The 12,144-nt window shown below is 67.6% G+C and carries 12 protein-coding genes; 5 read left to right on the forward strand and 7 right to left on the reverse strand.

The window, feature by feature from the left end; all coding sequences use genetic code 11:
* Positions 1–103 precede the first annotated feature (103 nt).
* The gene (gene prfA / locus M5D76_RS01120) at positions 104–1,168 is read right to left on the reverse strand and encodes a peptide chain release factor 1 (RefSeq protein ID WP_248921567.1); all 1,065 of its coding nucleotides are present in this window, start codon (positions 1,166–1,168) and stop codon (positions 104–106) included.
* Positions 1,169–1,494: 326 nt separating this feature from the next.
* Here prfA and M5D76_RS01125 point away from each other — a divergent pair, with 326 nt between their 5' ends.
* Complete coding sequence (locus M5D76_RS01125; RefSeq protein ID WP_248921568.1) at positions 1,495–2,328, forward strand: SurA N-terminal domain-containing protein; 834 nt, start codon at positions 1,495–1,497, stop codon at positions 2,326–2,328.
* A gap of 101 nt (positions 2,329–2,429) precedes the next feature.
* On the opposite strand, the gene rpmE is transcribed toward M5D76_RS01125, so the two are convergent.
* Complete coding sequence (gene rpmE, locus M5D76_RS01130) at positions 2,430–2,882, reverse strand: 50S ribosomal protein L31 (RefSeq protein ID WP_248921569.1); 453 nt, start codon at positions 2,880–2,882, stop codon at positions 2,430–2,432.
* A gap of 661 nt (positions 2,883–3,543) precedes the next feature.
* Here rpmE and M5D76_RS01135 point away from each other — a divergent pair.
* Complete coding sequence (locus tag M5D76_RS01135) at positions 3,544–4,371, forward strand: type III pantothenate kinase (RefSeq protein ID WP_248921570.1); 828 nt, start codon at positions 3,544–3,546, stop codon at positions 4,369–4,371.
* Between the two features lie 17 nt (positions 4,372–4,388).
* Here M5D76_RS01135 and M5D76_RS01140 read toward each other — a convergent pair whose 3' ends face one another.
* From M5D76_RS01140 to M5D76_RS01150, 3 genes are all read right to left on the reverse strand, one after another.
* Positions 4,389–4,943 (reverse strand): hypothetical protein, encoded by a 555-nt coding sequence (locus tag M5D76_RS01140; protein WP_248921571.1) that lies wholly within the window; start codon positions 4,941–4,943, stop codon positions 4,389–4,391.
* Position 4,944: 1 nt separating this feature from the next.
* Positions 4,945–6,387, reverse strand: coding sequence for a dihydropteroate synthase (gene folP / locus M5D76_RS01145; RefSeq protein WP_248921572.1), 1,443 nt, complete (start codon positions 6,385–6,387; stop codon positions 4,945–4,947).
* A 209-nt stretch (positions 6,388–6,596) separates the two neighbouring features.
* A complete protein-coding gene (locus tag M5D76_RS01150; protein ID WP_248921573.1) occupies positions 6,597–7,337 on the reverse strand; it encodes an NAD-dependent protein deacylase in 741 nt (246 codons plus the stop codon).
* A 162-nt stretch (positions 7,338–7,499) separates the two neighbouring features.
* On the opposite strand from M5D76_RS01150, the gene M5D76_RS01155 reads away from it, so the two are divergent.
* From M5D76_RS01155 to M5D76_RS01165, 3 genes are all read left to right on the forward strand, one after another.
* On the forward strand, positions 7,500–8,483 hold the full coding sequence (locus M5D76_RS01155) for a patatin-like phospholipase family protein (protein ID WP_248921574.1): 984 nt from the start codon (positions 7,500–7,502) through the stop codon (positions 8,481–8,483).
* On the forward strand, positions 8,473–9,279 hold the full coding sequence (locus tag M5D76_RS01160) for an exodeoxyribonuclease III (RefSeq protein ID WP_248921575.1): 807 nt from the start codon (positions 8,473–8,475) through the stop codon (positions 9,277–9,279). The genes M5D76_RS01155 and M5D76_RS01160 overlap by 11 nt, the downstream gene beginning before the upstream one ends.
* Before the next feature lie 199 nt (positions 9,280–9,478).
* Positions 9,479–10,897 carry an ATP-binding protein gene (locus M5D76_RS01165; protein WP_248921576.1) on the forward strand — a complete coding sequence of 473 codons (1,419 nt, stop codon included), beginning with the start codon at positions 9,479–9,481 and terminating at the stop codon, positions 10,895–10,897.
* Positions 10,898–10,901: 4 nt separating this feature from the next.
* On the opposite strand, the gene M5D76_RS01170 is transcribed toward M5D76_RS01165, so the two are convergent.
* Positions 10,902–11,702: a phosphatase gene (locus tag M5D76_RS01170; protein ID WP_248921577.1), complete on the reverse strand. Its 801-nt coding sequence runs from the start codon at positions 11,700–11,702 to the stop codon at positions 10,902–10,904.
* A gap of 2 nt (positions 11,703–11,704) precedes the next feature.
* Positions 11,705–12,133, reverse strand: coding sequence for a hypothetical protein (locus M5D76_RS01175; protein ID WP_248921578.1), 429 nt, complete (start codon positions 12,131–12,133; stop codon positions 11,705–11,707).
* Between the last annotated feature and the right edge of the window lie 11 nt (positions 12,134–12,144).

A 12,144-nucleotide genomic window follows, 5' to 3' on the forward strand; every position in this document is an offset into this window, starting at 1 on the left:
CCGTCGTTGGGCCCGAACCGTCGGGCCTCCCCGCATGCGCGGGGTCCCATACAAAATCGGCGCCGGCCGAGGCCGACGCCGAGACGTTCGTGCGATGCGCCGGCTACACCGCCTGCGCGAGCTTCTCCGCGCGCTCGGCGGCCGCGAGGGCGTCGATCACGGAGGCGAGGGTGTCGCCGAGGAGGACGCCGTTGTAGGTGCCGTTGAAGCCGATGCGGTGGTCGGTCACGCGGTCCTGCGGCTGGTTGTAGGTGCGGATCTTCTCGGAGCGGTTGCCGTGGCCGATCTGCGAGAGGCGCGCGGCGCCCTGCTCGGCCTGCTGGCGCTCGAGCTCCATCTCGTAGAGGCGGGCACGCAGCATCTGCATGCAGACCTCGCGGTTCTGGATCTGGGAGCGCTGGTCCTGCGACTGGACCACGGTGTTGGTCGGGAGGTGCGTGATGCGCACGGCCGAGTAGGTCGTGTTGACGCCCTGGCCGCCGGGGCCGGAGGCGCAGTAGGTGTCGATGCGCAGGTCCTCCTGGTTGATCTGGATGTCGATGTCGTCGGCCTCGGGGAGGACGGCGACGGTGGCCGTGGAGGTCTGGATGCGGCCCTGGCTCTCGGTCTTGGGGACGCGCTGGACGCGGTGGACGCCGCTCTCGTACTTCATGACGGAGTAGACCTTGTCGCCCGAGACCTTGAACTCGATGGTCTTGAAGCCGCCGGCCTCGCTGGGGCTCGACGAGAGGACCTCGACCTTCCACTTGCGGGAGCTCGCGAAACGCTCGTACATGCTGAAGAGGTCGCCCGCGAAGATGGCGGCCTCGTCGCCGCCGACGCCCGCGCGGATCTCGACGATGGTGTCCTTCTCGTCGTTGGGGTCGCCGGGGATGAGCATGACCTTGATCTCGTCCTCGAGCTCGGGGAGCTTCGCCTCGTTGGCGGAGATGTCCTCCTGGAGCATTTCCTTCTCGTCTGCGTCGGCCTCGTGGAGCATCTCCTTGGCGGCCTCGATGTCGTCGAGGGCCTGGACGTACTCGCGGGCCTTCTCGACGAGCTCGGACTGGCTGGCGTGCTCCTTGGCGATGCGCGCGTACTCCTTGGGGTCCGAGACGACGGCCGGGTCGACCATCTTCTTCTCGAGCTCGACGTACGCGTCGATGAGCTTCTCTAGCTTGTCGCGCATGGTGTTCTCCTCAACGTGCCTCGGCGCGCGTGCGCCGGCAATTGGTTTAGCGTAGAGAGGATACCACCCCACCCCGCCCTTCATTCATGCAAACACGCAGCTTACACGCCCTGCACATGATGGGACGTGCCAGATGCGGGCCAGACAGGGCGCTTATTTGAGGCGCATGCGAGAAGAGATTCCCCAAACGACGGAACGGGGCCAGGCACGTGCCAGCGCGCGGCCAGCCGACACACCCGCCACTTGGGGGCGAGGCGGGCCGGGCGCCGGCACGTTGTGAGAAACTGTGTTGGTCTTTTCTAGAACGAGCCCATCCGGGAGGAACGATGGCAAACGACAAGCCCCTGCCGCTCATGGTCGACGGCAAGCCCCACTACACGCTCAGCTCCTACGAGCCCGCTGAGGTCGAGGTGATGGTCGCCACCGTGACGGGCGACGACCTCGAGTTCGCGCTCGACACGCTCCTCGAGGGCGAGGGCGGCTCGCGCGACAAGCTCTCCGACGCCGCCTGGCTGAAGGAGCACTTCCAGGTCTCCACGCCCGACGAGCTCTACGAGCTCGTCAACAAGTTCGTCACTGGCACCAACAGCCGCATCGCGGAGGAGCAGAAGATGCAGCTCTGCCTCGCCGAGATGGCCGACCGCCTGCTCCAGCAGCCCCTTCCGGAGATGCGCGAGCAGTGCAGGCGCGGCATCGAGCTCACCTACGAGCAGCGCTTCGCCCAGGGCGGCGTCACCCGCGACGAGTTCCTGAGGCAGGCGCACCAGACGGCGGCGGAGTTCGACGCGATGATCGAGGAGCAGGCGGACATGACGGCCCGTCAGCAGGCCGCCCTCAGCGCGATTGCCAGCGAGCGCAAGGTCCAGGTCAGCGAGGAGGAGATCCCGATGTACCTCGGCGTCGCCCCCGAGGATGCCCAGGAGTTCCTGAACCGGGCGCGCGCCACGAGGCAGCTCGACGACGTCCACGAGGCGGCCGTCAGGTCCAAGGCGGCGAGCATCGTCGTCGCGGAGTCGTCCTGCACCTACCACCACGAGACCACCGAGGAGGCCAAGGAGCGCATGGCCAAGATCCGCGAGGTCCGCAGCGCCTTCGAGCAGAGCGCCAAAGAGGCAGCCGAGGAGGACGAGGGCGAGGGTCCCGGTCTTCACCTCGTCTAGCGCGCCGGCGCCTACGCGCCCTTCACATATCCCGACGCAAGAAGGAGGGGAGGCCGACGTTCGTCGACCTCCCCTCCAGGCGTCTCTATGGGAGTGCGGGCCTACTCGGCGGCGTTCTCCTCGACGGGGGCCTCGGCGGCCTCCTCGACGGTCTCGGCAGCAGCCTCAGCCTCAACGGCCTCCTGCTCGGCCTTCTTGGCGGCCTCGGCGGCAGCCTTCTTCTCGAACTCAGCGGCACGCTTGGCCTTCTCGGCAGCCTTGGCCTCCTTGGCGGCCTTCTTGGCAGCGGCCTCCTCGGCAGCCTTGGCGGCGCGAGCAGCCTTGGCCTCCTCGGCCTTCTTGAGCTGGGCGGCAGCGGCGCCACCGAACTTGTTGGAGAAGCGCTGGACGCGACCACCGGTGTCGACGAGCTTCTGGGTGCCGGTGTAGAACGGGTGGCACTTGTCGCAGAGGTCGACGGTCATCTCGCTCTTGGTGGAGCGAGTGGTCCACGTGTTGCCGCAGGTGCAGCGAACGGTGCACTCGACGTAGTCAGGATGGATGCCTTGCTTCATTTCAGGACTCCTTCGTTTGGCCTGGTTTCCGACCAGGCGGGATGGTATTGCCCAGGTTCCGACCTGGACACAAGCTTTGCTAGATTAGCAGAAATCCCAGGCGTTGCACCAGTGACGCTCCCGCATGTGAAGAACAAGTGCAGGTGAGCGCGGCGTGGTCCCCTCGAGAGACGACGGAGGCGGTTTGACCAATTACTGAGATTTCAGAAAAGTCACCTGAAATTATCCGGATTACGGATTTGACACCGCCGATTACTGAGATTTCAGAAAAGTCACCTGAAATTACCCGGATTACGGATTTGACACCGCCCCTCCGAAAGCATCTTCTCTAGAGTTGCAGGTAGACGAGCCGTCGCCTCTCTGAGCATCGCGATGACTTGCGTCCTTTCCGTAATCTGAGTAATCGGCGGTGTCAAATCCGTAATCTGAGTAATTCTGTGCGTCCTTTCCGTAATCTCGCGAATTACGTGCGTCCATTCTGAAATCTGAGTAATCGACGACGTCCTTTCTGCAATCTCGCAAATCCGCTCCCACCCCGGGCGTCGCCGGCCCTGAGCGAAGAAGTCACCCAGGACGCAAAGGGTGTTTGTGCGCAATTGAGCGGCATATATACTGATTTAAGAACATGCTGCGGGACGACGAATGCAACCAGGAGGATGCCGTGCTTCTCACCGTTGACGTAGGCAACACCCAGACCACGCTTGGCCTCTTCGACGAGGACGGGACGCTGCTGCGGCAGTGGCGCATGGCCACCGACCCCAGCGACACCTCCGACGAGCTGCACGCGCGCCTGTTCGGCTACTTCAGGATGTTCGACCTCGAGCTCTCGTGCGTGACCGATGCCGCCATCGCGAGCGTCGTGCCCATCCTCACGCAGGAGTGGCAGCACATGATGAAGAAGGTCCTCAAGGCCGAGGACATCCTCGTCGTCGACGCGTCCCGCGACTGCGGGATCGGCGTCGACCTCCCCGACCCGCGGCAGGTCGGTGCGGACCGCATCGCCAACGCGCTGGCCGCGAAGGAGACCTACGGCGCGCCCGTGATCGTGGTCGACTTCGGCACCGCGACCAACATCGACGTCGTCGACCGCGCGGGCAACTTCCGCGGCGGCGCCATCATGCCGGGCCTGCTGCTGTCGGCGCAGTCGCTCTTCTCGCGTGCGGCGAAGCTCTCGAGCGTCCCGCTCGTGCCGCCCGAGCGCACCCTGGGCGACACGACGGAGTCGGCGGTCCAGTCGGGCATCGTCGTCGGCGCGGCGGCGCAGGCCGAGGGCCTCGTGCATCGCATCATGGAGGAGCTCGGCGAGACGGAGACTGGGCTCGGCGAGGGCCAGCTCACCGTTGTGGGAACGGGTGGCTTCTCGGACATCGTGGCCGACGTGACCGACGTCTTCGACACGCTCGACTCGAACCTCACCGTGCGCGGCATCTACCAGATCTGGCGCCATCGCGCCGAGAAGCGCGCGCGTCGCGGCTCGCGCTCGATCTAGGGCTTGCGTCAGTCGCGCTAGGCGCGCGGGCGCACGCGACCCATCTCGGGAGCGAGGTCCATCTCGCGCCCGTCGTCGCAGCGTACGGTGACGCGACCCCAGACGTCGACGCCTGCGAGAACGCCACTCGCGGCGACGCGGCCGTTGGGGTAGACGACGTCGACCTCCTGGTTGGACCCCTCGAGCGCGTCGAAGTAGTCCTCGAGGACGGGCGCGAGCGGGCCGGCGACGGTGCCGGTCGCACGAAGGCGCGCCTCCCACTGGTCGCAGGATTCGAGCGCCCAGGCGCCCGCGCGCTCCAGGAGATCTGGGTCCGCCCCCTCCCCCTCGAGCGACAGCGCGAGGTCGACGTACATGCCCTCCTCGTAGCCCGCGTGCGAGCCCAGGCGGATCAGCGAGCCGTCGCCCAGGACCACGTCGGACGGCCAGCGCACGCATGCGTCGGCGTCGCCGGCCTCGCGCAGGCCCCGGCAGATGCCGAGCGCGCAGACGGCGGGCACGCAAGTGAGCAGGTGCATCGGGACCTCGGGGCGCAGGCGCCGGGTGAGGCCCGTGGCGGAGTCCTCGGCCATGCTACTTCCAATCCAGCTCGCCGAGCTCGGACACCACGTGACCCACGCGGTCGTGCGGGGCGAACACGGGCACGCCGGCGTGCATGAGGAAGCGTGCCGGGTCGTGCATGAGGTCCTCCATCGGCACGAGCACGTAGTCGCGCTCGCCGAGGTGCGGGTGGGGCAGCGTGAGCTTGGCGCCCGCGTGGCACTCGTCCTCGATCCAGCAGAGGTCGCAGTCGATCGTGCGCGGGCCGTGGCCGGCAAGCTTCGGGTCGCGCACGCGCTTGAGCTTGGACTCGACGTCCATCAGCGCGTCCACGAGCACGATCGGGTGGAGCTCGGTGCGGATCTCGACGACGGCGTTGGCGACGGGCGTCGCGATGCCGTAGGCGGGCTCGGTCTCGTAGGCGTGGCTCGCCTGCACGACACAGGTGAGCGGAATCTCGTTGATGAGGCGGACGGCGCGCGAGAGGTTGCCCACGCGGTCGCCCACGTTGGAGCCGAGGGAAATGAAGCCCTGGCGCGGGTCGTTCTTCGCGACGGCCCAGTACGAGTTGAGGGCCTGCGTGGCGCCCGCGACGTCGTGGACGCGCAGCACGCGCGCGCCCGACTCGACGGCCGAGAGGATCACGCCACCGGTCGCGGCGTCGCGCGCGGCCGCATCCTTGACGCCGCTGATGGCGCCCACGAAGCGCTTGCGCGAGACGGCGCAGGCGACGGGGTAGCCCATCGAGGTGAGCTTCTTGGTCGCGCGCTGGATGACCACGTCCTGGTCGGCGTCCTTGTCGAAACCCGGGCCGGGGTCGACGCAGATGCACTCGTGCGGCACGCCTGCGCGCATGAGCACGCGCGCCTGGTCGCCCAGAAAGCCCATGATCTCGCGCATGATGGGCGCCTCCTCCGGGAGGGTGAAGCGCCTCGTGCTCGTGGGGACGTTGCGCGCGGGGTGCGCGGAGTCGAGCGTGACCGAGCGTCGCGTGCTCGCGCCGTTCAGGCGGTTCCAGTGCATGACGAGGCAGCCGAGGCCGGTCTCGGTCGCAAGCTGCACCATGGCCGGGTCAGTGAACCCGCTGACGTCGTTGAGGATCGAGACGCCGAGCCGCGCGCACAGGCGGGCCACCTCGGCGTGGCGCGTGTCGACCGAGATGATCGCCGACGGCGCCTCTGCCAGGATGCCGCGCACCACAGGAACGACGCGCTCGGCCTCGACCTTGGGCGAGACGGGCGTGGCCCCGGGGCGGGTGGACTCTCCCCCGACGTCGATGATGTCCGCTCCCTCGTCGAGCATCTCGAGGCCGCGACGCACGGCGCGCTCCACGTCGAGCACGCCCTCCCCGTCGTCGAGGTTGCCCCCGTCGGAGAAGGAGTCGGGCGTCACGTTGAGGATGCCCATGACGCGCGGGCGGGCAAGCGACAGCTCGTGCCTGCCGCAGCGCCAAACGGAATAGTCTTCTCGAAGCATGGCTCGAAGCCCTCCAAGGTCGAAGGGACGCCCGCCGCCCTCGGGACCGGGCCCGGCGGCGGCGCTCACTCGGCCCCTATGGCGGCCGACCTGCTCGCAGGCGTCCCCGAGTGTTCTACACGATTGTAGCGAGTCCAGCGCGACGCGGCCAAAGCTCGCGGCGAAGCTCTACGACTTCTACGGCAGCGTGCAGGCGAGAAGAGCCTGCCCTACCAGTCGAAGGCCTGTGCTATGTCGCACGCGCACACGAGGTCGGCGGCCGCGTCACGCGACGTCGGCTGCAGGTTCACGATCGCGAGCGTGCTGCCCTGGAAGTAGTTGACGAGCCCCGCCGCCGGGTAGACCACGAGCGACGTCCCGCCGATGATCAGCATGTCGCAGCTCGAGATCGCGCGCACGCTCTCCTCGAGCACGCGCTCGTCGAGCGACTCCTCGTAGAGCACGACGTCCGGCTTGACCACGCCGCCGCACTCGCAGGTCGGCACGCCCTCGGTCTCGAGCATCCACTCCTGCGAGTAGCTCCTCCCGCAGCGCACGCACCGGTTGCGATGCGTCGAGCCGTGCAGCTCGAGCACCCGCTTCGAGCCCGCCATCTGGTGCAGCCCGTCAATGTTCTGCGTGATGACCGCGTCGAGCTTGCCCTGCCCCTCGAGCTCGGCCAGCTTCAGGTGTGCGCGGTTGGGCCGCGCCTCGGGCGCGCACATCATCGTGCGGTAGAAGTCGTAGAAGGCCTCGGGGTCCTGCTCCCACAGGTGGTGGCTCAGCAGCTCCTCGGGCGAGTAGATGCTCGAGAAGTTCTGGTTGTACAGCCCGTTCTCGCTGCGGAAGTCGGGAATGCCGCTCGCCGTCGACACGCCCGCGCCGCCAAAGAACACGACGCTCCCCGCGGCCTCGACGGCACCCCTCAGCGCGTCGCGCGCCTCGATTGCATCCGTGATGATGCGACCCATCCGACCTCCCTCGCCCACGCGGCCACTCCGACCGCGAACCGCTCTTCTCGAACACACGGTAACACTTTACCGACACCTCGCCGCAAGCCACCGCGCATCCACTAGGGTAGGAAGGGCGCCCCTGCGGCGCACGCATGTCAACACAGCAGAAGGGCAGACGACATGGGCGAGAAGAGCATGGCGCCAGAGGCTGCGACCAAGACCGAGACCCAGGCCGCGTCCCAGGCTGCGACCCCGCAGGCCGCGACCCCGCAGAACAACGTCTTCGACTGCGCCCTCGTGTTCGAGGGCGGGGGCTTTCGCGGCGCCTACACGGCAGGCATCGCGAACGCCCTGCTCGAGCACGAGGTCTACTTCGACTTCGTCTGCGGGATCTCGGCAGGCGCGAGCCACACCGTCAACTACGTGAGCCGCGACCACACGCGCGTGAAGGAGGCCTTCATGGCGCGCGCCGACCCGGCGCAGATCGGCAACTTCGTCACCTTCCTGCGCGGACGGGGCTACTTCAACGCCGACTACCTCTACGCCGGCTGCGTGCGAGACGGCCGCCTGCCCTTCGACTTCGACGCGTTTCGCGCCAACCCCGCGCGCATCGCCATCCAGGCCTTCGAGCGCGACACCGGCCTCAGCGTCACCTTCACCAAGGACGACATGAACGACGTCTGGGACCTGCTCACCCGCGTGCGCGCGAGCTCAACGCTGCCGGTCATGATGCCGCCCGAGCCCATCGACGAGACCGTCTACCTCGACGGCGGCCTGGGCAGGGGCGCCGGCATCCCCGTCACGCTCGCCGAGGACGCCGGCTTCGAGCGCTTCCTCTTCGTCGGGACCCGCCCGCGCGGCTACCGCAAGACCACGCCCACCAAGCACGAGCGCGACGTGATCATGCGCCTGGGAGCGAGCAACCCCTACCTCAGGAACGCTCTTCTCACCCGCGCGGAGCGCTACAACGCCGAGCTCGACCGCCTTGCCGGTATGGAGCGCGAGGGGCGGCTGCTCTGGCTCGCGCCCGACCCCATGCCCGTCTCGAGCACGACGACCGACACGCTCGAGCTCGAGCAGGCCTACAAGATGGGCCACGCGCTCGCCGAGCGCGAGATCGACCGCATCTGCGACTTCGCGTTTGGAGGCACCGATGGCCGATAGCAAGCCAGCCGAGAAAAGCGGCGGCGACGGCCGCATCAAGCTCGTCTCATGGAACGTCAACGGGCTTCGCGCCACGCTCAAGAAGGACCCGAGCTTCACCGACGTGATGGCCGCGCTCGACGCGGACGTCTTCGCCGTGCAGGAGACGAAGCTGCAGGCCGGCCAGGTCGAGCTCGACACGCCCGGCTACCACCAGACCTGGAGCTACGCCGAGCGCAAGGGCTACTCCGGCACGGCCGTGTTCTCGCGCTGGGAGCCTCTGCAGGTCGTGCGCACGATCGGCTGCGAGGCGGCCGACGACGAGGGCCGCGTGTGCGCCCTCGAGTTCGACGACTTCTGGTTCGTCGACGTCTACACGCCCAACGCCAAGCAGGGGCTCCTGCGCATCGACGAGCGCATGGCGTGGGACGAGCGCTACCGCGCGTTCTTGCAGGAGCTCGACCAGGACAAGCCGGTCATCACCTGCGGCGACTTCAACGTCGCGCACAACGAGATCGACCTCAAGAACCCCGGTCCCAACCGCGGCAACGCAGGCTTCTCGGACCAGGAGCGCGACGGCTTCTCCAACCTGCTCGACGCCGGGTTCACCGACACGTTCCGCGCACTCAACCCCACGCTCGAGGGCGCCTACAGCTGGTGGAGCTACCGCTTCAACGCGCGCAAGAACAACGCCGGCTGGCGCATCGACTACTTCCTGGTGAGCGACCGCATCGCCGATCGCGTGGTCGACGCGACGATCCACGCCGACGTGTTCGGCTCCGACCACTGCCCCGTCGGGCTCGAGATCGAGCTATAGGAGCACCCGCGACCAAACAGACCTCAGGCGCGCAACGTCTGGCGCCTGCCTGTCCCCACTTCCGAGGAGACAGGGCTGTCATGCTGCGACTTTCTAATTAAGTTACGATATACTTAGTTACGATATACTTAGTTACGATATACTTAGTTACGATATGACTTCTTCGTACCGCATGACCTTCGCTCGAAGGAGGAGTCCCATGTTCATTGGACGCAAGCGCGAGCTGGAGCTGCTGGAATCGGCCTACCGTTCGGACAAGTTCGAAATGGTCGTCGTCTACGGCCGACGCCGCGTGGGAAAGACCGCGCTGCTCAACAAGTTCATATCCGACAAGCCCCACGCCGCCCTGCTCACCGCCCAGCAGACCGTGGCCCAGGAGAACCTCGAGCGCCTCAGCGACGCCGTGGCCGCGATGGACCGGAACGGCGAGGCGTCGCGCGCGGTCGCCCCAACCAGCGACCTGACGTACCGCACCTTCTCTGCGGCCCTGTCCCACGCGTTCGAGTCGGCGTCTGTCGAGCGTCACGTGCTCGTGATTGACGAATACCCGTACCTGGCCGAAAGCGAGCCGGGGATCTCCTCCCTGCTCCAGACCCTCATCGACCAGCACAAGACCGACAGCAGGCTGATGCTCGTCCTCTGCGGCTCGTCGATGGGCTTCATGGAGCATCAGGTGCTGGGCGAGAAGAGCCCCCTCTACGGACGACGCACCGCCCAAATCAAGCTCCAGCCCTTCGACGTGTTCGAGGCCGCGCAGATGCTTGGCGACCCCGATCCCCAGAAGGCCGTCGAACTGTACGGAATCGTCGGGGGCGTCCCCCTCTACCTCGAGCAGCTCGATGCCAGCAAAAGCGTCGAGTGGAACATCGCGAACAGGGTCCTCAAGACGGGAGCCTTCCTCATCGCCGAGCCCGAGAACTTCATGATGCAGGAGCTGCGCGCGCCGGCACGGTACAACGCGGTCCTCACGTCCATCGCGCGCGGTCGCGTGAGGCCCCAGGAGATCGCCGATGCGATCGGGGTGAGCGCCGGCCTCGTCCAGCAATACCTCGCACGCCTCGAGGAGCTGTCCATCGTCAAGCGCATAACGCCGGCCACCTCGAAGAAGCGCCGCCAGGTTCGCTACGTGATTTGCGACAACCTCTTCCGCTTCCACCACACCTTCGCCATCAAGTACTCGACGCCCATCGAGGCAGGCATGTCCGACGCCGTCGCGCGGCGAATCGTCCGAGAAGAGCTTTCCACGTACCTGGGCGCCACGTTCGAGGACGTCTGTCGCCAGTGGGTGCTGCGCAAGGCGGCTTCGGGCGAGCTCGACATGCTCCCGCAGACGGCCGGAACGTGGTGGGGAACCAACCCCATCGAGCGGCATGAGGAGGAGATCGACCTCGTCGTGCAGGACGTCGACGGAAGCCTGCTCGTCGGCGAATGCAAATGGAACACCACGCCGGTCGACGCCAGCGTCATCGGCGTGCTGCGCCGTCGCGCGTCCCTACTGCAGGATGGCGCGTCCGCGCGCCTCGCCCTGTTCTCGAAGTCGGGCTTCGACGACGAGTGCCAGGTGAAGGCACGCGACCAAGCAGTCCTCCTCAAGGACCTGGGCGGGCTCTTCTCCTAATCCCCTATCCCACGGCGCGACGCATGACGTCGAGGAAGACGTCCGCGTCGGCGGTCGCGACGAGCGCCTGCGGGAACGACACCGACTCGAGCAGCTCGCGCGTGCGCGAAAACGCCCCGACCGCGGCCGACACGTGCGCGTCGGTCCCGGTCGAGACCATGACGCCCAGCTCGGCGCAGCGGCGCGCGAGCCTCTCGCAGCCGGCGGCGGCGCGCGGCGTGTCGCGCAGGGTCGACTCGTTGATCTCGATGAGCTTGCCGCGCTCGCGTGCAGCGAGAAGGACCTCGTCGAGGTCGAACTCGAGCCCCGAGCGCACGATGTGGCCGAGTGCGAGCACGCGCGGGTTGTCGAGCGCACGTACGTACATGCGGCTCACCTGCGCGGGCGTGGCGCCATTGGCGAACTCGCTCGCGTGCACGCTCGCGATGGCGTAGTCGCACGATGACAGCACGCGGTCGGCGAGCGTTCGCGGCGTCTTGTAGGGCGTGCCGTCGATTGCCTCGACCAGCTTCTGGTCGTGGCCGAAGAGGTTGCCGTCGAGGTCGACTATGTCGGCCTCGCAGCCGTGCAGGACGCGCAGGCCGCACCACGTGCGCGGCCAGCAGTCGCAGTTGATGAAGTGCTGGTAGTCGCGCAGGTCGTACGCACCGTCGACGGGCGTCGCGACCATGCGCGAGAAGTGGTCGGTCGAGCCAACGAGCTCGATGCGCTGCTCCGCGGCGGCGCGGACGTTCTCCTCGATCGTCGAGTACGCGTGACGCGAGGCGATCGTGTGCGTGTGTACGTCGCAGGCAATGTGCAGCACGGCTAGTCCTCTCGCGGGCGGGGGCGCGCGTGGCGCGCACGGGCCTCTGCCGCGGCGGCACGCGCCTCGAGCGCGGCAGCTCGGGCCTCGGCGGCCTCGGCGCGGGCCTCGAGCGCCTCGAGGTCGAGGTCACGGTCGGCGTTGGGCACCGGTCGGGGGTCACGCGCGTCTGCGGGGCGCGCGTCGCGGGCGGCACGAGAGCGCGCGACGGGCGCGGGCGTGCTCTTCTCGGCGGAGAGACCGCGCTTGAGCGCGGCGACCAAGCCGAGGCCCGGCGTGGCAAAGGGACGCTTGAACTCGGAGCAGGCGGGGTCGCCCTCGCGGACGCGCCTGCCGCTGCGTCCCGGCGCCGTGCACACGAGCTTGGTCGTGACGAGGCCGGGGCGGCTGGTCATGAAGATGCAGTCCTTGCAGCATGGGCGACGTGCCATGCAAATCTCCT

The sequence above is a fragment of the Olsenella intestinalis genome, from assembly GCF_023276655.1.
Taxonomy (GTDB): Bacteria; Actinomycetota; Coriobacteriia; order Coriobacteriales; family Atopobiaceae; genus Olsenella_J; species Olsenella_J intestinalis.

Bases quoted from the DNA above. Each gene is read 5' to 3' on its own strand.
- M5D76_RS01140 (WP_248921571.1), bottom strand. From the start codon at position 4,943: ATGGCCGAGGACTCCGCCACGGGCCTCACCCGGCGCCTGCGCCCCGAG.
- M5D76_RS01155 (WP_248921574.1), top strand. From the start codon at position 7,500: ATGGGCGAGAAGAGCATGGCGCCAGAGGCTGCGACCAAGACCGAGACC.
- prfA (WP_248921567.1), bottom strand. From the start codon at position 1,168: ATGCGCGACAAGCTAGAGAAGCTCATCGACGCGTACGTCGAGCTCGAG.
- folP (WP_248921572.1), bottom strand. From the start codon at position 6,387: ATGCTTCGAGAAGACTATTCCGTTTGGCGCTGCGGCAGGCACGAGCTG.
- rpmE (WP_248921569.1), bottom strand. From the start codon at position 2,882: ATGAAGCAAGGCATCCATCCTGACTACGTCGAGTGCACCGTTCGCTGC.
- M5D76_RS01175 (WP_248921578.1), bottom strand. From the start codon at position 12,133: ATGGCACGTCGCCCATGCTGCAAGGACTGCATCTTCATGACCAGCCGC.
- M5D76_RS01160 (WP_248921575.1), top strand. From the start codon at position 8,473: ATGGCCGATAGCAAGCCAGCCGAGAAAAGCGGCGGCGACGGCCGCATC.
- M5D76_RS01165 (WP_248921576.1), top strand. From the start codon at position 9,479: ATGTTCATTGGACGCAAGCGCGAGCTGGAGCTGCTGGAATCGGCCTAC.
- M5D76_RS01150 (WP_248921573.1), bottom strand. From the start codon at position 7,337: ATGGGTCGCATCATCACGGATGCAATCGAGGCGCGCGACGCGCTGAGG.
- M5D76_RS01125 (WP_248921568.1), top strand. From the start codon at position 1,495: ATGGCAAACGACAAGCCCCTGCCGCTCATGGTCGACGGCAAGCCCCAC.